Source organism: Leclercia sp. CFBP8987, from assembly GCF_034044995.2.
GTDB lineage: Bacteria > Pseudomonadota > Gammaproteobacteria > Enterobacterales > Enterobacteriaceae > Enterobacter > Enterobacter tamurae.
The window spans coordinates 414,326-438,162 of sequence record NZ_CM188255.1 but is presented as its reverse complement, the minus strand read 5'-3'; the positions used below and the strand labels follow the sequence as shown (position 1 = coordinate 438,162).

22 protein-coding genes are annotated in these 23,837 nt (G+C 57.4%); 9 read left to right on the top strand and 13 right to left on the bottom strand.

Translation table 11 applies throughout. The annotated features are described in order from the left end of the window. Positions 1-3,777 (bottom strand): autotransporter assembly complex protein TamB, encoded by a 3,777-nt coding sequence (tamB, locus tag SOM40_RS02080; protein WP_320529846.1) that lies wholly within the window; start codon positions 3,775-3,777, stop codon positions 1-3. Next, positions 3,774-5,507 (bottom strand): autotransporter assembly complex protein TamA, encoded by a 1,734-nt coding sequence (tamA, locus tag SOM40_RS02075; protein ID WP_225759739.1) that lies wholly within the window; start codon positions 5,505-5,507, stop codon positions 3,774-3,776. The genes tamB and tamA overlap by 4 nt, the downstream gene beginning before the upstream one ends. Positions 5,508-5,731: 224 nt before the next feature. Here tamA and msrA point away from each other — a divergent pair, with 224 nt between their 5' ends. After that, on the top strand, positions 5,732-6,373 hold the full coding sequence (gene msrA / locus SOM40_RS02070) for a peptide-methionine (S)-S-oxide reductase MsrA (protein WP_106994076.1): 642 nt from the start codon (positions 5,732-5,734) through the stop codon (positions 6,371-6,373). Positions 6,374-6,561: 188 nt separating this feature from the next. Next, positions 6,562-7,899 carry a polyamine export protein PaeA gene (paeA, locus tag SOM40_RS02065; RefSeq protein WP_106994075.1) on the top strand — a complete coding sequence of 446 codons (1,338 nt, stop codon included), beginning with the start codon at positions 6,562-6,564 and terminating at the stop codon, positions 7,897-7,899. Positions 7,900-7,968: 69 nt separating this feature from the next. Here paeA and SOM40_RS02060 read toward each other — a convergent pair whose 3' ends face one another. Then, positions 7,969-8,175 (bottom strand): DUF1107 domain-containing protein, encoded by a 207-nt coding sequence (locus SOM40_RS02060; protein ID WP_032616223.1) that lies wholly within the window; start codon positions 8,173-8,175, stop codon positions 7,969-7,971. A 324-nt stretch (positions 8,176-8,499) separates the two neighbouring features. Here SOM40_RS02060 and SOM40_RS02055 point away from each other — a divergent pair, with 324 nt between their 5' ends. Further along, the gene (locus SOM40_RS02055) at positions 8,500-9,057 is read left to right on the top strand and encodes a YtfJ family protein (RefSeq protein WP_261644604.1); all 558 of its coding nucleotides are present in this window, start codon (positions 8,500-8,502) and stop codon (positions 9,055-9,057) included. Here the strand turns inward: SOM40_RS02055 and cysQ are convergent. Continuing rightward, positions 9,051-9,791: a 3'(2'),5'-bisphosphate nucleotidase CysQ gene (gene cysQ / locus SOM40_RS02050; RefSeq protein WP_312189480.1), complete on the bottom strand. Its 741-nt coding sequence runs from the start codon at positions 9,789-9,791 to the stop codon at positions 9,051-9,053. The two genes, SOM40_RS02055 and cysQ, sit on opposite strands and share 7 nt — an antisense overlap. Positions 9,792-9,981: 190 nt before the next feature. Between cysQ and SOM40_RS02045 the strand changes: the two genes are divergently transcribed. Continuing rightward, positions 9,982-11,925 (top strand): bifunctional 2',3'-cyclic-nucleotide 2'-phosphodiesterase/3'-nucleotidase, encoded by a 1,944-nt coding sequence (locus SOM40_RS02045; protein WP_320529845.1) that lies wholly within the window; start codon positions 9,982-9,984, stop codon positions 11,923-11,925. 113 nt (positions 11,926-12,038) lie between these two features. Here SOM40_RS02045 and SOM40_RS02040 read toward each other — a convergent pair whose 3' ends face one another. Further along, positions 12,039-12,419 carry a winged helix-turn-helix transcriptional regulator gene (locus SOM40_RS02040; RefSeq protein WP_320529844.1) on the bottom strand — a complete coding sequence of 127 codons (381 nt, stop codon included), beginning with the start codon at positions 12,417-12,419 and terminating at the stop codon, positions 12,039-12,041. Between the two features lie 89 nt (positions 12,420-12,508). On the opposite strand from SOM40_RS02040, the gene SOM40_RS02035 reads away from it, so the two are divergent. The 3 genes from SOM40_RS02035 (at position 12,509) to SOM40_RS02025 (ending at position 15,297) form a co-directional block, all read left to right on the top strand. Further along, positions 12,509-13,357 (top strand): SDR family oxidoreductase, encoded by an 849-nt coding sequence (locus tag SOM40_RS02035; protein ID WP_312077700.1) that lies wholly within the window; start codon positions 12,509-12,511, stop codon positions 13,355-13,357. An 80-nt stretch (positions 13,358-13,437) separates the two neighbouring features. After that, positions 13,438-14,262, top strand: a complete 825-nt coding sequence (locus SOM40_RS02030; RefSeq protein WP_320529843.1) for an AraC family transcriptional regulator — start codon at positions 13,438-13,440, stop codon at positions 14,260-14,262. Positions 14,263-14,337: 75 nt separating this feature from the next. Then, a complete protein-coding gene (locus SOM40_RS02025) occupies positions 14,338-15,297 on the top strand; it encodes a DMT family transporter (RefSeq protein ID WP_320530007.1) in 960 nt (319 codons plus the stop codon). A gap of 41 nt (positions 15,298-15,338) precedes the next feature. Here SOM40_RS02025 and SOM40_RS02020 read toward each other — a convergent pair whose 3' ends face one another. Then, the gene (locus SOM40_RS02020; protein WP_106994068.1) at positions 15,339-16,988 is read right to left on the bottom strand and encodes a methyl-accepting chemotaxis protein; all 1,650 of its coding nucleotides are present in this window, start codon (positions 16,986-16,988) and stop codon (positions 15,339-15,341) included. 242 nt (positions 16,989-17,230) lie between these two features. Between SOM40_RS02020 and ytfE the strand changes: the two genes are divergently transcribed. Further along, complete coding sequence (gene ytfE, locus SOM40_RS02015) at positions 17,231-17,893, top strand: iron-sulfur cluster repair protein YtfE (protein ID WP_320529842.1); 663 nt, start codon at positions 17,231-17,233, stop codon at positions 17,891-17,893. 96 nt (positions 17,894-17,989) lie between these two features. Here the strand turns inward: ytfE and cycA are convergent, their stop codons facing one another. Continuing rightward, positions 17,990-19,399 carry a D-serine/D-alanine/glycine transporter gene (cycA, locus tag SOM40_RS02010; RefSeq protein WP_106994066.1) on the bottom strand — a complete coding sequence of 470 codons (1,410 nt, stop codon included), beginning with the start codon at positions 19,397-19,399 and terminating at the stop codon, positions 17,990-17,992. A 306-nt stretch (positions 19,400-19,705) separates the two neighbouring features. Then, positions 19,706-20,326 (bottom strand): BamJ family beta-barrel-assembly machinery protein, encoded by a 621-nt coding sequence (gene bamJ, locus SOM40_RS02005; RefSeq protein WP_032616205.1) that lies wholly within the window; start codon positions 20,324-20,326, stop codon positions 19,706-19,708. Positions 20,327-20,557: 231 nt separating this feature from the next. Here bamJ and SOM40_RS02000 point away from each other — a divergent pair, with 231 nt between their 5' ends. Continuing rightward, the gene (locus SOM40_RS02000; protein WP_106994065.1) at positions 20,558-21,193 is read left to right on the top strand and encodes an OapA family protein; all 636 of its coding nucleotides are present in this window, start codon (positions 20,558-20,560) and stop codon (positions 21,191-21,193) included. Positions 21,194-21,216: 23 nt separating this feature from the next. On the opposite strand, the gene SOM40_RS01995 is transcribed toward SOM40_RS02000, so the two are convergent. The 5 genes from SOM40_RS01995 to rpsF form a co-directional block, all read right to left on the bottom strand. After that, positions 21,217-22,158: a DMT family transporter gene (locus tag SOM40_RS01995; protein WP_320529841.1), complete on the bottom strand. Its 942-nt coding sequence runs from the start codon at positions 22,156-22,158 to the stop codon at positions 21,217-21,219. A 151-nt stretch (positions 22,159-22,309) separates the two neighbouring features. Then, on the bottom strand, positions 22,310-22,759 hold the full coding sequence (rplI, locus tag SOM40_RS01990; RefSeq protein WP_032616202.1) for a 50S ribosomal protein L9: 450 nt from the start codon (positions 22,757-22,759) through the stop codon (positions 22,310-22,312). Between the two features lie 41 nt (positions 22,760-22,800). Continuing rightward, positions 22,801-23,028, bottom strand: a complete 228-nt coding sequence (rpsR, locus tag SOM40_RS01985) for a 30S ribosomal protein S18 (protein WP_000135199.1) — start codon at positions 23,026-23,028, stop codon at positions 22,801-22,803. A 4-nt stretch (positions 23,029-23,032) separates the two neighbouring features. Further along, entirely contained in the window at positions 23,033-23,347 is a 315-nt protein-coding gene (priB, locus tag SOM40_RS01980; protein ID WP_014068638.1) for a primosomal replication protein N, read from the bottom strand. A 6-nt stretch (positions 23,348-23,353) separates the two neighbouring features. Continuing rightward, positions 23,354-23,749 (bottom strand): 30S ribosomal protein S6, encoded by a 396-nt coding sequence (gene rpsF, locus SOM40_RS01975; protein WP_011915632.1) that lies wholly within the window; start codon positions 23,747-23,749, stop codon positions 23,354-23,356. Positions 23,750-23,837: the final 88 nt, after the last annotated feature.

Below are 23,837 nucleotides of genomic sequence, written 5' to 3'. Positions count from 1 at the left end.
CTAAAACTCAAACTGATAGAGCAAATCGAGCGCCTGGTCTACGCCAGACACCGCTTCCAGATATAGCTTAGGCATCAGGCGATAGCGTAACGTGAGTGTCGCCAGCGAGTCAAAGATCCCCACGCCATATTTCACCTGCAGACCCGGCAGTACATAGCCGCTGACCACCACCTGCGAAGAGTCACCGACTCCCTGGGTGTCCAGCGCCAGATTGCTTACGCCAAACGTCTCCCCGATTTTACCCACAACCTGACCACTTTGTGCAACCCCCAGACCGACTAACATTGAGGTCATCGCTGCACTGTCGCTCTGATTGCTGTCCAGACCTTGCCCGCGCAGCAGGTATGAGAGCGCTTCCTGCTGGGACATTGCCGGGTCGGAGAAAATTTCCGCTTTCGGTTCGTCGGCGGTGCCGGTCACGCGCACCCCGGCGATCACGTCATTTTCGGTGGCTTCCGGATTACGGATCGCTTCGATATTCAGCAGCGGCTGATCCGGCGGACCGGAGAACAGCAGCTCGCCTTTACGCACGATCAGATCCTGGCCGTAGGCGTGGAAGCGCCCTTCCGGAATGGTGATCTGCCCGTTCAGGCCCAGACCCTGCTTATCCTGCGCGACCTTCAGATCGCCGGTCAGCCTCGCCTTCAGACCAAAGGCATCCAGCCGCACGTTGTTGCCCACGTGCACGATCAGGTTGCTGTTGATCGGAATCGAAGCCCGCTGCGCCTCTTCCGGCTGCAGATTTTTATCGAGCATCACCTCGTCGCTGGAGACGCCTACCGCGCTCTCCGGCAGGTCATGCACCACGATGCGCGCCCAGGGCACATCGACCCGGCCATCGAGGGTGAACAGCTGCGGCGTGGCCTCAAAGACCACATCCGGCGAGACGTCCAGACGCACCATCGGCGGCACCGTGATGCGCACCTTGCTGCCCTTGGCCGCTACCCGCGCGCGCCAGTTATCGAGCTGGCTCCAGTCGGCATCGCCGCTGAGGTTGATCTGGCCCTGCTGGGTACGCACCGTCCCGGTCAGGGTCGAACTCATGCCGTTGAAGTTCATCGCCAGCTGGCTCGGCTGCATATCGAATGGCATAAAGTTGCCGTCGATATCCACGCCATTGAGCTGCATCTGACCAAACAGCTGCGGGCTTTGGGCGTTACCCGCCAGCCGCAGGTTGGCATTCAACATGCCTGCCGCCTTCTCGCCGCGGGAGAAAATAGCGTTCGCCATCGCCAGGTTGAGATTGCGGATATTGACGTTGCCGCCCAGGTTGCGCTGCCCTTGCGGATCGGTGACCTGGATCTGGCCGTCAAACTGGCCGTTGTTGGCAAGACGGATCAGCCAACCCAGCTCGGCGCGGTTGTTATGCAGATCGGCGGTAAGATTGAGGGTGGTAAACGCCAGCGGCAGCGGCGCGTCGTTCACCACCTGGGTGACCTTCACGTTACGCCCGGAAAGCGTGACGTTGCCCTGCGGCAGCCCCGGCTTAGTGGCATCCCAGGCGACATCGGCCTTGCCGCTGAACACGCCGCTGGCCTGGGTCGACTCCGGCATAAACGGCTTCAGCATTGCCAGGTCGAAACGGTTGAGATTGACCACCGCCCGCCCTTCGGCCCCAGCGTCAACGGTCTGTGGCACGCACAGCTCGGCGTTCGGGTTGGTCCAGCAGTGTGGCCCGATGCTGATCTTCTGCTCCGCATTGCGATAATCCAGCGCAATCGAGCGGGTTAACGACCATGGCCCCACCGGGGTGGCGAAGCGGGTATTATCCAGCGTGCCTTTCCAGCGCATCTCTTTGCGGTCAAAGCTGCCCGCCAAGTGCAGCTGGCCGGAGACCGGCTCGCCCTGGACGCGCAGCTGGAGGTCGTGCTGTTTCTCGCTGCCTTTGGCTTCCAGGGTGACCTGACTGAGGTTCACGCCCGGCTGGGAAATACGATCGACGCGCAGGTTGAGATGCCCGGCGATCTGATCGGTGGATTTGACGTCGCCATCAACGCGCAGGCGGGCGATGGTAAGCTCCTGCCAGCGCAGGCCGTTGGCGGTGATATCGGCCAGCAGCTGTGGGGCTTCGACCGTGCCGCGCACTTTCACCAGCCCTTTCGCCGTCCCGCCCAGCCCCGGCAGGGCATTATCAAGATTCGGCGCGTCGATGGTGGCATCCAGATCGAGATCTTTCACCCCCAGCTCGCCCTTGATGTCGGCGGTATTGCGGCCCAGCGCCACGTGCAGACCCGGGATGATCCACTGCAGATAGCTGTTGCCCTTCAGCGAGCCATTCACGTTGACCTTGTTCTGCTTCACGTTGCCGGTGATTTTCAGCTCCGGGACATCCATCTGCCAGCTGCCGCCGTACAGACTGCCGCGGGTTTTAATCAGCCCGTCGAGCTTCGATGGCCAGTCCGGCACCTCTTTGGCGGTGTTGATCCCGGTGAGCTTCAGCTCCCCGCGCCAGCTGATCGCCTTCTGCCAGTCGAGCAGCGCCGTCAGCTCGGTTTTACCCTCCAGCGCCGCGACCGTCAGCTTATCGAGGTTGATCTGCTGCTCGTTGCCCTTCGCATCAAGGGTAATGCCCGCGGAGGGTAGCCCCTCCCCTTTCACCGCCGTGCGGAACGACAGGGTGTAATCGGTCATTTTGCCAGTGAGCTTCAGCTTCACGTCATCGGCCTGGTACTGCTTCTCGCCGGTGAAAGGCCAGTAGAGCTGTTCGCTGACCACTTCCAGGTTGAGCGGCAGGCCCGCTTCGGCAAGCCGGGTCTGACCGCGCAGCACCATATCCACCGGACCGGAGAGGTTAACGCCAAACTCCAGCTGCTCGCGCAGGGCACCGCCCACCTTCAGCTTCACCTTCTCGCCCTTGATCGGGTCGATGTTCAGGCTGCTGTTAAGGGTGATATCCACCGGCCAGTTATCGCGCAGCTGCGCGTTACCGGTGGCGTTGACGCTTCCCTGGTTGGTATCGATATCCAGCGCGTCGAGCTTCATATCGCCGTCGATGCTGCTCACCTTCAGCAGCATGTTGAAGACCGTCAGATCGGTATCGCCGGTCAGACGCAGCTGCTCGCCCTTGAACTCCTCGATGTTGAGGTTCAGCGGCAGGTGAACGTCGGTCATCTCCGGCAGGACCGGTTTCGAGAACAGATCTTTCAGCGTTTCGCCCAGCGGCTTCTCTTCCGGCTGCGGGTTCTGAATTTTTGGTTCGACGATCTCTTCCTGCGCCACCTCGGCCACTTTTGGCAGAGCGATCAGCAGCCCCTGCAGGCTGGTCGGGGTCAGGGTCAGGTTCTTCTCCTGCCAGCGCAGGCCGGAGGTGAAGTCCATCACCGACACGGTGGTGTCGTCGATTTTAACGTTGACGTTGTTCAGCGCCACCCGGCTAAGGGCAATCGGGTATGGCGTGGAGAGATCCAGCGGCCCGCTATCCTCTTCAGCGACCTGCTCCGATTGCGGCATTTTTTTCGAATCGATCGTTACGAAGACGTCTTTTAACGACAGATCGTTGATGCACAGGCTGCTGTCGCGCAGACAGCTGAGCTTCACCGCCAGGTGCAGATCCCCGGCGTTGACCGCCACGCCCGGCTGGTCATAGCGGACGTTTTTCAGATGCAGGTCCCGCCAACCGCCGGTGACCTGGCCAATCTCCAGCCCCGGCACCCAGCGGTTAGCCGCCTTAAACAGCAGATGTAGCCCGCTGGTGGTGCCCACCAGGAAGGCCACCGCAGACAGCAGCAGCAGGATAAACAGCACAACGCCGAGGCTGATTTTCTTCCATAAACTCATAATTCAGGCCCCAGACCGATGTAAAACTGTAAACCGTGTTCATCTTTATCACCCACCGGCACGGCGAAATCGAGCTTGATCGGCCCGACCGGTGACTCCCAGCGCACCCCGACACCGGCGCCGGTTTTGAAGTCGCTGCGGCGGATATCGCTCACCGCCTCCCCGCTGTCGATAAAGGTCGCCCCCCACCATTTTCCGGTGACGTTGTACTGATACTCCAGCGAGCCGGTGGCCAGCTTCGAGGCCCCGATCAGCTTGCCGTCGTCATCTTTTGGCGCGATGGATTTGTATTTATAGCCACGAATGCTGCGATCGCCCCCGGCGAAGAAGCGCAGATCCGGCGGCACTTTTTCGAAGTCGCCGGTTTCAATCCAGCCGAGATTGCCCCGCATCACGAAGCGGTGACGATCGTAGAGGGTGCGGATCCAGGCGTTCTGCGCCTGCACCACCACAAAGTCCACATCCGAGCCCCAGGCGGTATTGGAGTAGTCCACCGAATAGCGCTGGGAATCGCCCCAGGTCGGCATCAACCCGCCGCGGGAGCGGGTCCGGCTGATCATCACCCCCGGATAGAGCAGCATGGTGGTGTTGGTCACGTTCGCCTGGGTAAAGTGGTCGAGACTCCAGCGCAGGTTAATGGCACGCTGCCAGCCGCTGGAGAGATCCCAGTAGCGCGACACTGCGAGGGTCGTGGAGTCCGCTTCGGTATCGTTCAGATCGGTGCGCTTAAAGCCGCCCTGCACCAGGTAATACTGCTCGAGCGGGTTTTTCAGCAGCGGCATTTTATAGCTGAAATCAAGCTGTTGCTCAGGCGCGGAGATACTGGCGTTAGTGGTCAGGCTGTGGCCCCAGGAATTCATCCACGGCTTTTTCCACGTCGCTTTGACCCGCGGGCCGACGTCGGTGGAGTAACCCACCCCGGTCTCAATGGTGTTCTCGGTACGTGGCGACACCACGCCGTGCAGCGGTAGGACTTTGGTCTGCCGCGCTTTATCAAATTCCGGCGCCACCACCACCGAGTTAAACCAGCCGGTAGCCGACAGGCGGCGGTTGAGCTCGGCCAGATCTTTCGACTGGTAATAGTCGCCCTCTTTGAAGGGGATCAGATTCTGCAGGTACTCGTCGCGGATCTGCGACCCTTCAAAGGTGACGTCGCCAAAGCGGTAGCGTTCCCCGCTGTCGTAATCGATATCCCAGAACGCCTGATGCCGGTCGAGGGAGACGCCGAGCTGGCTTTTATTGAACTGGCTGTCGAAGTAGCCTTTGCGCAGAGCCACTTTCGTCAGATCTTTTTTGAAGCCGTCATAGTCGCTGTGATTGAGCACGGTGCCGTTCTTCGGGCGCGTACTCAACAGATCAAGGTAGTCATGATCCGTGCGCGCGCCGCCGCGCAGCACCACATCGGTACCGCCGATCAGCACCGGCTCACCCGGCTTGACGCGGGCAATCAGCACCTGCCGACCTTTGGCCGGAGGTGGACGCAGTTCGAAGTCGATAGTCGGTTCGTAGTAACCGAGCGCTTTTAAACCGCCGCGGATAGCATCATCCACGCGGGCGCGGAAGCGACGGTCTGGCGTCACTTCGTCGCTCTCGATCGTGGAGAGCTGTGCGCGGACGTTTTTTTGCAGCGCGCCGGATAACCCCTCAACCTGCAGACGAACATTCGCCGCGTCGGCGATTCCGCTTGTCAGCAAGAGACTGACAAAACATAACTGGCGGATTTTTGGCACGTTTTCTCCTGAATATCCTTGTTTCCACCCCTGGAAGCAGATGAAGTGCCGCTCCGCAGCAGATCACGGCATAAAGCCCAAAACCCAATTTACGGGTTGAAAAATGGTTAAACACCCTAATATTTCTTATGTTTAAATCTAGACTCATTCACCGCATTTATTGTGTTCAATTAAACGCGTCGTGACAACCTTAACCCAAACATCACCTGCCCGGAGGTCACACCGTGAGTTTATTCGATAAAAAGCACCTTGTTGCTCAGGCGGAGGCATTGCCGGGACGTAACACCCCGATGCCCGTCGCCACCCTGCACGCCGTGAACGGTCACTCAATGACTAACGTCCCGGACGGCATGGCCATCGCCCTGTTCGCCATGGGCTGCTTCTGGGGCGTGGAGCGCCTGTTCTGGCAGCTGCCGGGCGTCTATAGCACCGCGGCGGGCTACACCGGCGGCTATACCCCTAACCCAACCTATCGCGAAGTCTGCTCCGGCCAGACCGGTCATGCCGAGGCGGTGCGCGTGGTGTATGACCCGAACGTCATCAGCTACGAACAGCTGTTACAGGTGTTCTGGGAAAATCACGATCCGGCGCAAGGTATGCGTCAGGGCAATGACCACGGCACCCAGTACCGCTCGGCGATCTATCCACTGACCCCGGAACAGGATACCGCGGCCCGCGACAGCCTGGCGCGCTTCCAGCAGGCGATGCTCGCTGCCAACGACGACCGTCAGGTGACCACCGAGATCGCCACCGCCCTGCCGTTCTACTACGCGGAAGACGATCACCAGCAGTACCTGCACAAAAATCCGTACGGCTACTGCGGCATCGGTGGTATTGGCGTTTGCCTGCCACCGCAGCTGGCATAACAATAAACCGGTTCTGCCTGTTTGCGGGCAGAACCGGCTCAAAAAGTGATCTCTGGCGACTTTACAGTTCGTTACGCTATACTAGCCGCTGAAATAACCGGCCTACCGCTTCGGACCGGTGTTCAAAATATCTACAACCCTGTGTGACCAACTTCCCTCCGAGGATCTGGCGAGAAGCCGGATAAGATATGTTAAACAGTATTTTAGTAATACTTTGTCTGATAGCCGTCAGTGCATTTTTCTCAATTTCAGAAATTTCTCTGGCCGCATCCCGTAAAATCAAACTCAAACTGCTCGCCGATGATGGCGATATCAATGCTCAACGCGTGCTGAAAATGCAGGAAAACCCGGGGATGTTCTTCACCGTGGTGCAAATCGGCCTCAACGCGGTCGCCATTCTTGGCGGTATCGTCGGTGATGCGGCGTTTTCACCGGTGTTTTATAGCGTCTTCTCCCGCTACTTCTCCCCCGAACTCTCCGACCAGCTGAGCTTTATTCTCTCCTTCTCCCTGGTGACTGGCCTGTTCATTCTGTTTGCCGATTTGACCCCGAAACGCATCGGTATGATTGCGCCCGAAGCCGTGGCTTTGCGCATCATCAACCCGATGCGCTTCTGCCTGTATGTGTTCCGCCCGCTGGTGTGGTTCTTCAACGGCCTGGCGAACACTATCTTCCGCCTGTTCAAGCTGCCGATGGTGCGTAAAGACGACATCACCTCTGATGATGTCTACGCGGTATTCGAAGCGGGTGCGCTGGCGGGTGTGCTGCGTAAGCAGGAGCATGAGCTGATCGAGAACGTGTTTGAACTGGAGTCGCGTACCGTGCCGTCGTCAATGACCGGCCGTGAGAACGTGATCTGGTTTGATCTGCACGAAGACGAGCAGAGTCTGAAGAACAAGGTGGCGGAACATCCGCACTCCAAGTTCCTGGTCTGTAATGAGGATATCGACCACATCATCGGTTATGTGGACTCCAAAGACCTGCTGAACCGCGTGCTGGCGAACCAGAGTCTGGCCCTGAACAGCGGCGTGCAGATACGCAATACGCTGATTGTCCCGGACACCCTGACGCTCTCTGAAGCGCTGGAAAGTTTCAAAACCGCCGGGGAAGACTTCGCGGTGATCATGAATGAATACGCGCTGGTGGTAGGGATCATCACCCTCAATGACGTGATGACCACCCTGATGGGCGATCTGGTGGGTCAGGGTCTGGAAGAGCAGATTGTGGCCCGCGATGAGAACTCATGGCTGGTGGACGGCGGTACGCCGATTGACGACGTCATGCGCGTGCTGGATATCGACGAGTTCCCGCAGTCCGGCAACTACGAGACCATTGGCGGCTTTATGATGTTTATGCTGCGTAAGATCCCGAAACGCACCGACTCGGTGAAGTTCTCGGGCTACAAGTTCGAAGTGGTGGATATCGATAACTACCGCATCGACCAGCTGCTGGTGACGCGCATCGACAACAAACCGACCGTGCTGGTGCCGAAACTGCCGGACGCCGAAGAGAACGCTTCGGCCTAAGCCAGAAACATCAACGGCTCCCTCTGGGAGCCGTTTTTTTTACAGCTTTATTACTGCATAGCACGTTGGTTAAGCCATCTCAGTTTGCAGACGCATAACCTGACGGTTGACTTCGGACATCACAGAAAAGTGCTGTTTATCCTTCACTTTCGGGACAAGGATTTTGCCCTTATCAAACTCAAAAGCGCCAACATCCTTGATATACAACCGTCCACGGAACAGGATTTTTACGTATTTCGCCACCTGAAGCGGATTGTAGCGTTGAAAAATTTTCATTCTATTATCTCCTGCGAATCATACGCTCTTGCGGCGCCACAATCGGGCCGACTCTCTGGAGCGCAAATTTATTGCCCAATGACTATAGTCCAGAAAAACAGTGATACCCAGTCTGCATAAGTTTATTTACCTTTTGATGACAAATAATCAGAATATTCTTTGCAATGGTAACTTTCGGACAGTATAAGCCTTCGTTTTTGTGCAGATATGTGCGTTTCCCCTCACTCTGGCACCGGGATTGCGGGTAAATCGCCGCGATCGCACATATGATTAAAACGTCAGACCAAGTGGTCGGATCACCTGCTAAAAAAATAAGGAAACACCATGACCCTACGTAACATTCTGGCAACCGCCTGCCTGATGCTGCCACTGATGGCTTCCGCACACAGTTTTGAGAAGGGACAACGTGTGCCGCCGGTGGGCATCGCCGACCGGGGAGAATTGATCCTCGACAATAATGAGTTTAGCTACAAAAAATGGAATAGCGCGCAGCTCCCAGGCAAAGTGCGAGTTGTGCTGCATATTGCCGGTCGCTCATCGGCAAAAGAGAAAAACGCAACCTTAATTGAAGCGATCAAGTCGGCAAATTTACCTAAAGATCGCTACCAGACCACCACCATTGTGAACACCGATGATGCGATTCCGGGCTCCGCCATGTTTGTGCGTAGCAGCCTCGAGAGCAATAAAAAGCTCTATCCGTGGTCACAGATTATCGTCGACAGTAACGGCACGGCGCGCGGCGCATGGCAGCTGAAAGAGGAAAGTTCGGCGATTGCAGTGCTGGATAAAGAGGGTCGCATTCAGTGGGCGAAAGACGGGGCGCTGACCCAGGAAGAGGTGCAGCAGGTAACTGCCCTGCTGCATAAGCTCGTCGGTCAGTAAAGCGAGACCCGGAAGCCGGGATTGAGGAAGGACTCACGCGGGGTATAGTCGAGCGGCTTGCCCTGCCAGTCGTGAACGTGCGCCCCCGCAGCGGCGGCAACGGCATGACCTGCCGCCGTATCCCAGACGTTGGTTGGCCCGAAACGGGGATAGAGCTGCGCCTGCCCTTCCGCCACCAGGCAGAACTTCAGCGAGGAGCCGATCGACGTCGTCTGATGCTCGCCCAGCTGATGCAGGTACTCCTGCAGTTCGTTATCCGCGTGCGAGCGGCTGATCACCACCAGCGGTGGCCGGGCATCACGCACCTGAATCTGCTTGCGCACGCCGCACTCCTCTTTCCACGCTTTGCCGTCGGCAGCGCTGTACATCACCTTCAGTACCGGGGCATAGACCACCCCCAGCACCGCTTTGCCTTTCTCAATCAGGGCAATGTTCACGGTGAATTCACCATTACGTTTGATGAACTCCTTGGTGCCGTCCAGCGGGTCGACCAGCCAGTAACGCTGCCAGTGCTGGCGCTCTTCCCAGGGCTGAGGATCCTCTTCGGACAGCACCGGAATATCAGGCGTCAGCGCCTGCAAGCCCTGGAGGATCACCCCGTGCGCCGCGAGATCGGCGGCGGTCACCGGTGAGTCATCGATTTTTTGGATCACGTCCATCGGGATCTTGCCATCATAGACCTGCATAATGGCATCGCCCGCATCCCGTGCGAGCTGACAAATTTTATCTAACATTCTCCACCTCTTTGTTAACACAGTGGGTTTAACTCTTTGTTTTATTTATATCGCATTGTGAATAAATCCGCTATCTGTGAAGCAATTCCGGTTTCAGGGCACTTTTTTCTGGCAGGATTCACAATTCTGTAAGCAAAAAAATATAGATACATATTCTTTTGTGGCCTGGTTCAAAAAAAGGACTCCTCTGATGATTAAGTTTAGCGCAACGCTCCTGGCGACGCTGATTGCGGCGAGCGTACAGGCAGCGACGGTCGATCTCCGCATTCTGGAAACTACCGACCTGCACAGCAATATGATGGACTTCGACTACTACAAAGATGCGCCGACGGAAAAATTCGGCCTGGTGCGCACTGCCAGCCTGATTAATGCCGCCCGTAGCGAAGTGAAAAACAGCGTCCTGGTCGATAACGGAGACTTAATTCAGGGTAGTCCGCTTGGCGATTACATGGCGGCGAAAGGTCTGAAAAAGGGCGATATCCATCCAGTTTATAAGGCGCTAAACACCCTGGATTATGCGGTGGGTAACCTCGGTAACCACGAATTTAACTACGGGCTGGATTATCTGCACATGGCGCTGTCGGGGGCCAAATTCCCGTACGTTAACGCCAATATCATCGACGTTAAGACCAACAAACCGCTGTTTACGCCTTATCTGATCAAAGAGACCATCGTAGTCGATCAGGATGGAAAACCGCAGACCCTGAAGATCGGCTATATCGGCTTTGTGCCGCCGCAGATCATGACCTGGGATAAAGCCAACCTGAGCGGCAAAGTGACGGTTAACGACATTACCGAAACCGCGCGCAAATATGTGCCGGAAATGCGCGAAAAAGGCGCCGATCTGGTGGTGGTGGTGGCGCACTCCGGTCTCTCTGCCGATCCGTATCAGGCGATGGCGGAAAACTCGGTCTATTACCTCAGCGAAGTGAAAGGCGTCGACGCCATTCTCTTCGGCCACGCCCACGCGGTGTTCCCGGGCAAAGATTTCGCCAATATCAAAGGGGCGGACATTGCCAAGGGGACGCTGAACGGCGTGCCGGCGGTGATGCCGGGCATGTGGGGCGATCACCTGGGGGTGGTCGATCTGGTGCTGAATAATGACGGCGGTAAATGGCAGGTGACCGAGTCGAAGGCCGAAGCGCGGCCGATTTACGATCTGGCCGCCAAAAAAGCGCTGGTGGGCGAGGATAAAAAGATCGTCGAGGTGCTGAAGCACGACCACGATGCCACCCGCGAGTTTGTCAGCAAACCGATCGGCAACTCTTCCGACAACATGTACAGCTACCTGTCGCTGGTGCAGGACGATCCTACCGTGCAGGTGGTGAACCTGGCGCAGAAAGCCTACGTGGAGCGCTATATTCAGGGCGATCCGGATCTGGCCAAACTGCCTGTGCTCTCCGCCGCCGCGCCGTTTAAGGTGGGCGGACGCAAGAACGATCCGGCCAGCTATGTCGAAGTGGAGAAAGGCCAGCTGACCTTCCGTAACGCCGCCGATCTCTATCTCTATCCGAACACCCTGGTGGTGGTTAAAGCCACCGGCCAGGAGGTGAAGGAGTGGCTGGAGTGCTCAGCCGGGCAGTTCAACCAGATCGATGTCAACAGCACCCAACCGCAGGCGCTGATCAACTGGGACGGATTCCGCACCTATAACTTCGACGTCATCGACGGCGTGGAGTACCAGATTGATGTCTCCCAGCCAGCGAAATATGACGGCGAGTGCCAGGTGGTGAATGCCCAGGCGGAGCGCATTAAAAACCTGACCTTCAACGGCAAACCAATTGATCCAAAAGCGACCTTCCTGGTGGCCACCAATAACTACCGCGCCTACGGCGGCAAGTTTGCCGGGACCGGTGACAGTCACATCGCCTTTGCCTCCCCGGACGAGAACCGCTCGGTGCTGGCGGCGTGGATCGGTGAGCAGTCGAAAAACGCAGGTGAAATCCACCCGGCAGCGGACAACAACTGGCGCCTGGCGCCGATCCACAGCAACGTGAAGCTGGATATTCGCTTTGAGACCGCGCCATCCGAAAAAGCGGCGGCGTTTATCAAAGAGAAAGCGCAGTATCCGATGCAGCAGGTAGCCACCGATGAGATCGGATTTGCGATTTATCAGGTGGATTTAAGCAGGTAAAAGCAAGTGCGGTTTCGTAGGCCGGGTAAGGCGCAGCCGCCACCCGGCAATCAGACCGCGCAATGCCCGGCGGCGCTTCGCTTGCCGGGCCTACAAAACCGTCAGCCAGGCAATCAGGCCGCACGATCCCCCCTGTTACTCATCACCTGCGGTAAATTCAGCTCGATCCAGTCGGCCAGCGCTGCCACCTTCTCGCTCACCTCTTCCCCCAGCGGCGTCAGGCTGTACTCCACGTGCGGAGGCACCACCGGGTACGACACGCGATTGATAAAGCCATCCTGCTCCAGGGCCTGCAGCGACTGGGCCAGCATCTTCTCGCTCACCCCGCCCATCTTGCGCCGCAGATCGCTAAAGCGATGGGTGCCCTGACGCAACGCCACCAGGATCAGCACGCCCCAGCGGCTGGTTACATGCTTAAGCACATCCCGGGAAGGGCACTGCTCGGCAAAGAGATTGCCGTCGCGCATCTGCTCGCTGAGGGTTGGATTGGTCATTTGATACTTACCTTTTTGTACGTACTTACTAAAAGTTAGTTTGGGTGGTAGTGTGCCACAACATTCACACGAGACGAAGGATATTCATCATGATCGCGATTACCGGCGCTACCGGCCAGCTTGGCCAACTCGTTATTGAACAGCTGCTGAAAACTGTTCCGGCCAGCCAGCTGGTCGCCATTGTGCGTAACCCGGCCAAGGCCGACGCGCTGAGCCAGCAAGGGGTGATCGTCCGTCAGGCCGATTACACCGACCAGGCCGCCTTTACCGCCGCACTCGCGGGCGTGGATAAACTGCTGCTGATCTCCTCCAGTGAAGTGGGCCAGCGCGCGCCGCAGCATCAGAACGTGATTAACGCGGCTAAGGCGGCGGGGGTGAAATTTATCGCCTACACCAGCCTGCTACATGCCGACACCTCACCGCTGGGGCTGCACGTGGAGCACGTCGACACCGAAAAAGCGCTGGCACAATCCGGCATTCCTTACGCCCTGCTGCGTAACGGCTGGTATACCGAAAACTACCTCGCCAGCGCCCCACCTGCGCTGGAGCACGGGGTATTCATCGGCTCTGCGGGTGAGGGCAAAATCGCCTCTGCCACTCGCGCCGACTATGCCGCCGCCGCGGCCCGGGTTATCAGCGAAGAGGGTCATGCCGGGAAAGTGTACGAGCTGGCGGGTGACCAGGCGTGGACCTTAAGCGACCTGGCTGCCGAACTCAGCCGCCAGAGCGGGAAAAACGTGGCGTACCAGAACCTGAGCGAGGCCGATTTTGCCGCCGCGCTGAAGGGCGTGGGCTTGCCGGCGGGCCTGGCGGATATGCTGGCCGACTCCGACGTGGGTGCCTCGAAAGGCGGTCTGTTTGATGACAGCCGCACCCTGAGCGCGCTGCTGGGTCGCCCGACCACGACGCTGGCCGAGAGCGTGAAAGGCATCCTGTAATTGTTAAAATGTGGTTAATTATTGTGGCATCCCCGCGGGTCATCTCTGATAATGAAATCTGACCCGCGAGGAGGCTCACCGTGCAAGGCGTACCCGAACAGTTCTTCGATGAGAGAGACAGCGCGCGCTTTCGCCATCTGGCGCAGCTGCCGGGCGTAGAGCTCTATCACGCCCATATCTCACGCTACGCCTTTGAGCCGCACACCCACGAGGCCTTCGGTATCGGCGCCATTGAAGCCGGTGCCGAACGCTTTCGCTATCGCGGGACCCAGTACGTGGCCCCCGTCCATTCCGTTGTCACCATGAATCCCGATGAGCTGCATACCGGCGAGGCCGAAACCGCCGACGGCTGGCGCTACCGGATGATCTACCTCGAGCCAGATTTGCTGGAAGAGGTGACAGGCATTCGTCACTGGTGGTTTAGCGACGTGACCCGCCACGATCCGCGCCGTTCCCGGCAGATCTGTCAGCTGATCTATGGCCTGTGGCACACCGACGATCCGCTGGCGCAAAAAGGCCTGCTGCTGGATCTGATTGATACCTTCCAGCCGCTGGCGCGTCATGCTCCGGTATTGCCTGAAGGGGCGCATCGTTTCGATCGCGTGCGCGATTATCTGCATGACAACTATATGCACTCCCTGACGCTTGATGAGCTGGCGCAGGTGGTGTCCCTCAGCCCGTACCATTTTCAGCGCCAGTTCAAGGCCCACTTTCACGTCACGCCCCATCAGATGCTGATGGCGATCCGCCTGTGGCGCGCCAAAGCCTTTCTTACGCAGGGCCTGCCAGCGGCAGAGGTGGCCGCCGCAACGGGTCTGACCGATCAGTCGCACCTGACCCGGGCGTTTACCCGTCGGTACGGCATCACTCCCGTGCGCTACCAGAAACAGGTCGCGAAGCGCTAATGCGCAATCTCATACAATACGCCCCCCTTCTGCCCTTCTACACTGCCAGCAGGTTTAGCGAAAATGGATACGAAAATGGTTAGCGGCGTGTTGTATGCCCTGCTTGCAGGGTTAATGTGGGGGCTGATTTTTGTCGGCCCGCTGATTGTGCCGGAGTACCCGGCGGCGTTGCAGTCGATGGGGCGCTATCTGGCGCTGGGGCTGATCGCCCTGCCGATCGCCTGGCTGGGCCGGACGCGGTTACGTCAGCTTTCTCGCCAGGACTGGCTGACCGCCCTCGCGCTGACCATGATGGGCAACCTGATCTATTACATCTGCCTGGCGAGTGCCATCCAGCGCACCGGGGCGCCCGTCTCGACGATGATCATCGGCACGCTGCCGGTGGTGATCCCGGTGTTCGCCAATCTGCTCTACAGCCAGCGCGACGGCAAACTGGCGTGGTCAAAGATGGTGCCCGGCCTGGTGGCGATTGCGCTGGGGCTGGCCTGCGTCAACATTGCCGAGCTGCGTCACGGCGTGGCCGGGGGCAGCGGCTGGCGCTATGTCTCAGGGATCCTGCTGGCGTCGGTGTCGGTGGTCTGCTGGGCGTGGTATGCCCTGCGTAATGCCCGCTGGCTGCGGGAAAATCCGGACAAACATCCGATGATGTGGGCCACCGCTCAGGCGCTGGTGACGCTGCCGGTGTCGCTGCTGGGCTATCTCGCCGCCTGCGCCTGGCTGAATGTGCAGCAGCCGGACTTTGCCCTGCCGCTGGGGCCGCGGCCCTGGGTCTTTCTCGGGCTGATGGTGGTGATTGCTGTCTGCTGCTCGTGGGTGGGAGCCCTGTGCTGGAACGTCGCCAGCCAGAAATTACCGACGGTGATTTTAGGGCCGTTGATCGTTTTCGAAACCCTGGCCGGGCTGTTGTATACCTTTTTGATGCGCCAGAGCCTGCCGCCGCTGTTAACCGGGACGGGGATTGTGTTGCTGGTGGTGGGAGTGGTGATCGCGGTAAGTGCGAAGCCGGAAAAACCGGCAGTAGTGCCGGTTTCGTAGTTCCGTAGGCCGGGTAAGGCGAAGCCGCCACCCGGCATCTGTCAGAAGGTTTCCCAGTTAGCGTCCGTGGTCGCCAGCACCGGTTTTGCTTTTGCAGTATAGGTTTTCACCGGCGCCGCTTTGGCTGCCTGGCCGTGGACAATCTTAAACACCGCTACCGCCTCGTTCAGACGTGCCGCCTGCTCTTCCAGCGCCGCCGCTGCCGCTGCGGACTCCTCAACCAGCGAGGCGTTCTGCTGGGTCACACGATCCATCTCGGCGACCGCCTGGCCTACCTGATCAATCCCCCGGCTCTGCTCATCCGAGGCGGAAGCGATTTCGCCCATGATGTCGGTCACGCGGGTCACGGCGCTGACAATTTCCGCCATCGTCGCTCCGGCTTCATTCACCAGCGCGGAACCCGCACTGACGCGCGCGCCAGAGTCGTCGATCAGGCCTTTGATCTCTTTCGCGGCCTGGGCGCTGCGCTGGGCCAGAGTACGTACTTCCCCTGCTACTACCGCAAACCCACGCCCCTGCTCGCCAGCACGCGCCGCTTCTACCGCCGCGTTCAGCGCCAGAATGTTGGTCTGGAAGGCAATGCCGTCAATCACGTTGGTGATCTGGGCAATCTTGCTGGAGCTGGTAGCGATCTCGTCCATGGTGCGCACCACGCCTTCAACCACGTTACCGCCTTTCTTCGCGGTAGAGGAAGCGTCCAGGGCCAGGCGTGACGCCTGACGGGCGTTATCGGCGTTCTGCTTCACTGTGGCCGTTAACTGCTCCATGCTGGCCGCCGTCTCTTCCAGGGAGGCCGCCTGCTGCTCGGTACGGGAAGAGAGATCGTTGCTGCCTGCGGAGATTTCACCGGCACCGGTATAAATGGTATCCGCCCCATCGCGGACCACGCCTACGGTATTGGCCAGCGCCTTTTGCATCTCGTCAACGTTGCGTGCCAGCATCGCCATTTCGTTCTGGCCGTGGGCATTAACCGGCTGGGTCAGGTCGCCGGCGGCAATAGCGCGAATATGGGCAATGACCTCATGCAGCGGCTTCAGCAGCACGTTGCGCATGGCGATCCAGCTGGCGACAATCACCGCCACCACAATCACCATAATGGACGAGAGGATCCACAGGATACGCTGGTAGTCGTTCTCGTTATCGGTGATGCCCGCGCGGGTCAACTTCGCCTGCGCCTCACGCCATTCGCGGTATACCGCCTGCATCGCCACCTGCTTCTTCTCGGCATTCTGCTTGAACATATCGTCCAGCTTGCCCTCGGCCAGCAGCTCGTTCATTTTCGCCAGCGTGGTGTGGTAAGCGCGATACTGCTCTTCCAGCCGCTCCGCCAGCTTCTCATCCATGCCCGGTGTTTCCGGCAGGGCATAATATTTGTCGTAATGGCCCTGCGCCTCGGCCAACAGCGCTTTTGCGGCAGTGACCAGCTCACCCAGCTGCGTGCCGTTGATCTCGGTCGCCGTGCTGCTTTGCAGACGGAGCATGCCGCGGTTAAGGGTAACGCGCGCCTGGTTCAGGCTGATCCACGCGTCGGTAAACTCTGCCACGTTCTGGCTGGACAGCTGGGAGACGGTGAAATTGTCCTTATCATTATTCAGGGCATTGATAAAAACTGTCGCGGCGATGATTTGCATCAGTCCGAGCACCAGCAGTACCGAGACTAACAGGGTGATTACTTTAATCCGTTTAAACATTCTTAACCTTATGTGCAGGACATTGTCTGTGGAGGACATATCGGCAAAGCAGGCGTGTTATTTAACGTTTCGTGGTCTAACCACCCTGTTTTTCGGAAATAATTAAATCCTTTCAGCAAGTTAAAACATAAGAAAGTTTTTAGAATTGCCCGCCTTTTTACCCTCTGCTCCTAAAGGGTTATATCCTCGCCTCAAAGATGCATTTAAAATACATCTTATCAAATAACGATGAGGTAACGACCATGGCCTTCCGCGACCAACCTTTAGGCGAGCTGGCGCTCTCCATTCCACGCGCTTCTGCGCTGTTTCGTAAATACGATATGGATTACTGCTGCGGCGGTAAGCAAACCCTGGCGCGTGCGGCATCGCGTAAGGAACTGGATCTGGACCTCATCGAAGCTGAACTGGCGAAACTGGCTGAGCAGCCGCTGGAAAAAGACTGGCGCAGCGTGGCGCTGGGCGAAATTATCAATCACATCATCGTCCGTTACCATGACCGTCACCGCGAACAGCTGCCGGAACTGATCCTGCAGGCGACCAAAGTTGAACGTGTCCATGCGGAGAAAGCCTCTGTCCCGCGCGGCCTGGCGAAAAACCTGACCATGCTGCACGAAGAGCTATCCAGCCACATGATGAAAGAAGAGCAGATCCTGTTCCCGATGATTAAACAGGGGATGGGTAGCCAGGCGATGGGGCCTATCAGCGTGATGGAAAGCGAGCATGACGACGCGGGTGAACTGGTGGAGGTGCTCAAACATATCACCAATAATGTCACCCCACCGGCGGATGCCTGCACCACCTGGCGCGCGATGTATAACGGGATTAACGAGATGATCGACGATCTGATGGAGCACATCAGCCTCGAGAATAACGTGCTGTTCCCGCGGGCGCTGGCCGGGGAATAAAAAAAGCCGCTGCGGCCTGATGCCCTCACCCCGCCCCTCTCCCACAGGGAGAGGGAGAACACATAAAAAACGGCAACCGACGTTGCCGTTTTGCTTTTATCTTACGCCTGCCATTCTTTTCTTACCGATAAACAGCCAGCCCAGCCCCAGCGCGATAAACCACAGCGGCGTGACGATCAGCGCCTGACGGGTATCCTCTTCCAGCGTCAGCAGTACCAGCACAAACACGAAGAACGCCATGCAGACCCAGCACATCAGCTTGCCCAGCGGCATCTTGTAGATCGATTTTTCATGCAGGTGTGGACGCTTTTTGCGGTACACCAGGTACGAGCACAGGATGATGGTCCAGACGAACATGAACAGGATCGCCGAGACGGTGGTGATCATGGTGAACGCGCCAATCACGCTCGGATTCACGTAGAGCATCACCACGCCGCCCAGCAGACAGATACAGGAGAAGGTCAGCCCTTTCGCCGGTACCGCACGCTTTGACAGCTTGGCGAACGCGCTCGGCGCCACGCCTTCCTGCGCCAGGCCGAACAGCATGCGGCTGGTGGAGAACACGCCGCTATTAGCCGACGAGGCCGCAGAGGTCAGCACCACGAAGTTAATCAGGCTCGCCGCAGCCGGCAGGCCAACCAGCACGAACAGCTCAACGAACGGGCTCTTGGTCGGTACGACGGAGCTCCACGGCGTGACGGACATAATAATGATCAACGCAAACACATAGAACGTGATGATGCGGATCGGAATGGAGTTGATCGCCCGCGGCAGGGATTTCTCCGGATCTTTGGTTTCTGCGGCAGTAGTACCTACCAGCTCAACCCCCACGAAAGCGAAGACCGCAATCTGGAAGCCGGCAAAGAATCCGCTCAGCCCTTTCGGGAACCAGCCGCCGTCATTCCACAGGTGGGAGAACGAGGCTTCTACGCCCGTCGGAGAGGTGAAGTGGGTCATCACCATCACCAGGCCGACCACAATCAGGCCAACAATGGCGACGATTTTAATCATCGCGAACCAGAACTCCATCTCACCGAACATTTTTACGGTGGCGAGGTTAAGGCTCAGCAGCAGAACAATCACTGCCAGCGAGGCAACCCAGTCCGACAGTCCGGGGAACCAGAACTGGGCATAGGCCGTAATGGCGACAACATCAGCCATCCCGGTGACCACCCAGCAGAACCAGTAGGTCCAGCCGGTGAAATAACCCGCCCACGGCCCGAGAAGGTCGGAGGCAAAGTCACTGAAGGATTTGTATTCGAGATTCGAGAGCAGCAGCTCTCCCATTGCACGCATCACGAAAAAGAGCATGAAGCCGATGATCATATAGACAAAAATGATCGACGGACCGGCAAGGCTAATGGTTTTGCCTGACCCCATAAAGAGCCCGGTACCAATGGCACCGCCAATGGCGATTAACTGAATATGACGGTTTGTGAGATTGCGCCGTAGCGACTGTTCAGACGGTGCCTCTTCGTCGGCAACGACTTTTACCTGATCTACCATGTGATGTTTTCCTGTTGTAACTGCCTGTGTTGTTTAGGCTCTTCTGGCCCTTTATTACGTCGAAAAGCGACGGCCCGATTAAGGACTCATCGATATTAGGTAAGAATCGGCGGGATGAATACTATGATTTAAATATTATGTTAACAATATGTTGAAAGTGAGTGTCATATCACTTAAGCAACGCAAAACAGCTCACAAAAATACACTTAATGCGATCATTTGCAAGATAATCTGTTGATTAGCGCGTAACTATAGGTTTTTTAACTGATTTCCCCTCCCCGGTCGGGGAGAGGAAAGAGAGCAGGATTACAGAATTTCCAGCAGCTCGACTTCAAACACCAGGGTGCTGAATGGCGGGATGGACGCGCCTGCGCCACGCTCGCCGTAGGCCAGGTTCTGAGGAATAGTCAGTTCCCATTTGGAGCCTACCGGCATCAGGGTCAGGGCTTCGATCCAGCCTGGGATCACGCCGTTGACCGGGAATTCAGCCGGTTCGCCGCGGGCAACGGAGCTGTCGAACACGGTGCCGTCGATCAGTTTACCGGTGTAGTGCACGCGAACGTGGTCGGTACGCGCCGGGATTGCGCCGTCACCCTGGTTGATCACGCGGAACTGCAGGCCGGTTTCGGTGCTGTTCACGCCTTCGCGCTCACGGTTCTCTTCGAGGAATTTCTCGCCTGCCGCAGCCATCTCTTCAAAACGCGCGCGACGCACGGAGTCAGCACGTTCGTGGATTTCGCGCAGCGCGCGGTGAACCACATCTACCGGAACAGCCGGGTGCTTACCTTCCAGTGCATCGGCGATACCCGCCACCAGCGCTTCTGGTAACAGACCCTGCAGCCCTGATTCGCTCAGCTGCTGTCCTACCTGCAAACCAATACCGTAGCTTGCCTGCGCTTCGATTGTGTCAAAAGTCGGGGTGGTCATGGGATTTCCTTCCATCACATTTAAAGTAGCGGGCAGCATAACAGCCACCTTCCATCCGGTAAAACTTTGTCTTATCGAAAGATGACAAATTGCGATGAAACGGAAACAATAGAGACTATCTGGATTTTTCCCGAATGTGTGTCACGGAAGCCGGGTTTGCTACGCTCATCAGGCAGTTAGCGAACTATACTTCTCGGGACAGGAAAAAAGACGCGGAGCAGGAGGAGAGCCATGCCCGGGCCATTTGAACTAAAACCTACCCTGACGAAAATCTGGCATGCGCCAGACAACTTTCGCATCATGGACCCGCTGCCGCCCCTGCACCGCAGAGGCATTATCATCGGTGCGCTGATGGTTATCGTTGGTTTTCTGCTGCCAGGCGCTGACGACAGCGCGACAACGCCTGTCAGGCGGGATGCCGAACTGGATTTCCGCTCGCAGACGCAGCCGCAACCTGATACCCAGCCGATGCAGACGCAGCTGGTTTCCCCGACAAACGATCCGGGCCAGATGGCGCCGGTTGAGCCGGAGCCGATTCAGGAAGAGCAACCGCAGGAGCAGGCCGCCGCGCCTGTACAGTCGCAGCCGGTGCCGGGTATCGAACAGCAGTGGCGTTCTTACCGGGTAGAGTCCGGCAAAACGATGGCGCAGCTGTTCCGCGATCACAACCTGCCGCCGACGGATGTCTATGCGATGGCACAGGTTGAAGGTGCCGGTAAGCCGCTGAGTAATCTGCAAAACGGTCAGATGGTGCAGATCCGCCAGAATGCGAGCGGCGTGGTGACCGGGCTGACCATTGACAGCGGCAATGGCCAGCAGGTGCTGTTTACCCGTCAGGCGGACGGCAGCTTCGTTCGCGCAAAATAGCCCTTTGCCCGGTGGCGTGATGCTTACCGGGCCTGTTTTCCACTCACTTTATTGACCCACCAGATCCCCGAGCAGACCAGCACCAGCGCCACGGCATATTTGATCTCGAGGATATTTTCCCCAAGGAAAATGGCGGAAAGCACGGTGCCGGCCACCGGTACTAAAAAGTTGAAAGGCGCAATCATGCTGACGCGGTTGTACTTCAGCAGCAAACTCCACAGCGCGAACGCCACCGACGAGAGCAGGGTCAGATAACCCAGGATTGCCGCCGCTTTGACGCTGGGGAGTGCCAGCGTCCCGCCGGTGATGTAGCCGCCCACCACCAGCATCACCCCACCGATCGCCAGCTGCCAGCCGGTCATCACCATCGGATCCACCGTCTGGGAAATACGTTTGCCGTACAACGTGGCGGCAGAGAGGATAAACGCCGCCAGCACCACAAAACCGTCACCGTTCCAGACAAAGTGGAAGTCCTGCAAGCCGCTGTTAAAGTTGACGATCATCACCCCGGCAAAACCGAGAATACAGCCGAGAGCTTTGTTATAGCTGATCCTGTCGTTCTGATAGATGAAGTGCGCCAGCATGACGCTGAAGAAGGTGGCGGTAGCGTTCATGATCGACCCTTTCGCGCCCGTCGTGTAAGCGAGGCCGATATAAAAGAAGGTGTACTGGATCGCCGTCTGCGTCAGGCCGAGGATCGTTAGCTGGCCAAACTGCCGTGGGCTGAGCCGACCAATTGGTTTGCGCTGGGCAAGGGCTAACAGCAGCAACAGCAGGCCGGCAAACACAAAGCGATAACCGGCAAAGACCACTTTTGAGGGAATGTCGTTGGTGGCGATCTGAAAGAGTTCGTAGCCGCTCTTAATCGCGGGATAGGAGCTGCCCCATAACAAACAGCACAGCGTCGCGCAGGCGAAAACGATGTTTTTACGGGCAAAAATCGGCGTGGGGAGAACGGAGTCCATAGCAAATCTCGAAGATAAAATGGCGTTTCATTTTATTATCAGAGAATGCAGCGGGAATAGCTACCCTGGAAGGCAAAAGGTGGGACAGGTCTCATTAAAAAGCAAAACGCCGGCACAAGGCCGGCGCTTCGACGTGGTGACGAGTAATTACTTACTCAGCAACAACGTTAACAACCAGTTTAGCGAAGACTTCGCTGTGAACCTGGAAGTCCACTTCGTGCTCACCGGTGGTACGCAGAACGCCGTTCGGCATACGAACTTCGCTCTTAGCCACTTTAACGCCAGCTGCAGTTACTGCATCAGCGATATCGCGGGTACCGATGGAACCGAACAGTTTACCTTCGTCGCCTGATTTAGACGCGATAGTAACGGTGCCCAGTGCGTTGATTTCTTCAGCGCGAGCGTTAGCAGCCGCCAGAACGTCAGCCAGTTTGGCTTCCAGTTCAGCACGACGTGCTTCGAAAAACTCTACGTTTTTCTTGGTAGCAGGAACAGCTTTACCCTGTGGAACCAGGAAGTTACGAGCGTAGCCCGCTTTAACGTTTACCTGATCACCCAGGCTGCCCAGGTTTGCTACTTTATCAAGCAGAATAACTTGCATTACCTTATCCTCTTAAAGTCGTATTAATGGACCGTGCCCGATTACTGATGACGATCAGTGTACGGCAGCAGGGACAGGTAGCGAGCGCGTTTGATAGCGCGAGCCAGCTGACGCTGGTATTTTGCACGAGTACCGGTGATACGGCTTGGGACAATCTTACCGCTTTCGGTGATGTAGTTTTTCAGCGTTGCGATATCTTTATAGTCGATCTCTTGAACGCCTTCCGCGGTGAAACGGCAGAACTTGCGACGACGGAAATAACGTGCCATATGGCTAGTCTCCAGAATCTATCAAATCAATCTGCTCGGCATGCAGAACCATTTTGCTCAGGCCGTTCTTTGCCTTGTGGCAAGAAATGAACCCCTGAACGATTACTGCGCTACCGACCGTTATACTGTGAGTAATGGCCTGGTTTTCGTGTCCGCTAATAATAACGGGCATTTGGCACCACGCCTGCCGGTGAAACCCGGCTTCCTCCTGCACTGAACGATGCTCAAGCACGAACTGGCAGTGAGGAATTCCTGATGGGCTGACCTTACGAAGGGGGGTCCTGCACACGGTACCGGACAACACCAGACGGTTGGTCATCAGAAATTACTCTTCAGAATCCCCAGCATCAGAATCATCTGCGGTTTCGTTTGCGAAATCATCGCGACGCTCACGGCGCTCGTCTTTCGCTTTAACCATCGGAGATGCTTCGGTCACTGCGTTTTTGGTACGCATAACCATGCTGCGGATAACGGCATCGTTGAAGCGGAAGTTAGTTTCCAGCTCATCGATCGCTTCCTGCGGCGCTTCAACGTTCAGCAGAACGTAGTGAGCTTTGTGCAGTTTGTTGATCGGATAAGCCAGCTGACGGCGGCCCCAGTCTTCCAGACGGTGGATCGTGCCTTCTGCTGCAGTGATTGCACCAGTGTAGCGCTCGATCATACCCGGAACCTGTTCGCTCTGGTCAGGATGGACCATAAAAACGATTTCGTAATGACGCATCGAATTGCTCCTTACGGATTATTCAGCCTCCTGTCTGGGTCAGCCGAGGCCCGGGGAGGCAAGGAACGTGTTAAAGGTCGGCCGAAAA

Coding starts and splice junctions, on each gene's coding strand:
- tamB (WP_320529846.1), bottom strand. CDS start 3,777: ATGAGTTTATGGAAGAAAATCAGCCTCGGCGTTGTGCTGTTTATCCTG.
- paeA (WP_106994075.1), top strand. CDS start 6,562: ATGTTAAACAGTATTTTAGTAATACTTTGTCTGATAGCCGTCAGTGCA.
- SOM40_RS02060 (WP_032616223.1), bottom strand. CDS start 8,175: ATGAAAATTTTTCAACGCTACAATCCGCTTCAGGTGGCGAAATACGTA.
- SOM40_RS02055 (WP_261644604.1), top strand. CDS start 8,500: ATGACCCTACGTAACATTCTGGCAACCGCCTGCCTGATGCTGCCACTG.
- cysQ (WP_312189480.1), bottom strand. CDS start 9,791: ATGTTAGATAAAATTTGTCAGCTCGCACGGGATGCGGGCGATGCCATT.
- SOM40_RS02045 (WP_320529845.1), top strand. CDS start 9,982: ATGATTAAGTTTAGCGCAACGCTCCTGGCGACGCTGATTGCGGCGAGC.
- SOM40_RS02040 (WP_320529844.1), bottom strand. CDS start 12,419: ATGACCAATCCAACCCTCAGCGAGCAGATGCGCGACGGCAATCTCTTT.
- SOM40_RS02035 (WP_312077700.1), top strand. CDS start 12,509: ATGATCGCGATTACCGGCGCTACCGGCCAGCTTGGCCAACTCGTTATT.
- SOM40_RS02025 (WP_320530007.1), top strand. CDS start 14,338: ATGGTTAGCGGCGTGTTGTATGCCCTGCTTGCAGGGTTAATGTGGGGG.
- SOM40_RS02020 (WP_106994068.1), bottom strand. CDS start 16,988: ATGTTTAAACGGATTAAAGTAATCACCCTGTTAGTCTCGGTACTGCTG.
- ytfE (WP_320529842.1), top strand. CDS start 17,231: ATGGCCTTCCGCGACCAACCTTTAGGCGAGCTGGCGCTCTCCATTCCA.
- cycA (WP_106994066.1), bottom strand. CDS start 19,399: ATGGTAGATCAGGTAAAAGTCGTTGCCGACGAAGAGGCACCGTCTGAA.
- bamJ (WP_032616205.1), bottom strand. CDS start 20,326: ATGACCACCCCGACTTTTGACACAATCGAAGCGCAGGCAAGCTACGGT.
- SOM40_RS02000 (WP_106994065.1), top strand. CDS start 20,558: ATGCCCGGGCCATTTGAACTAAAACCTACCCTGACGAAAATCTGGCAT.
- SOM40_RS01995 (WP_320529841.1), bottom strand. CDS start 22,158: ATGGACTCCGTTCTCCCCACGCCGATTTTTGCCCGTAAAAACATCGTT.
- rplI (WP_032616202.1), bottom strand. CDS start 22,759: ATGCAAGTTATTCTGCTTGATAAAGTAGCAAACCTGGGCAGCCTGGGT.
- rpsR (WP_000135199.1), bottom strand. CDS start 23,028: ATGGCACGTTATTTCCGTCGTCGCAAGTTCTGCCGTTTCACCGCGGAA.
- priB (WP_014068638.1), bottom strand. CDS start 23,347: ATGACCAACCGTCTGGTGTTGTCCGGTACCGTGTGCAGGACCCCCCTT.
- rpsF (WP_011915632.1), bottom strand. CDS start 23,749: ATGCGTCATTACGAAATCGTTTTTATGGTCCATCCTGACCAGAGCGAA.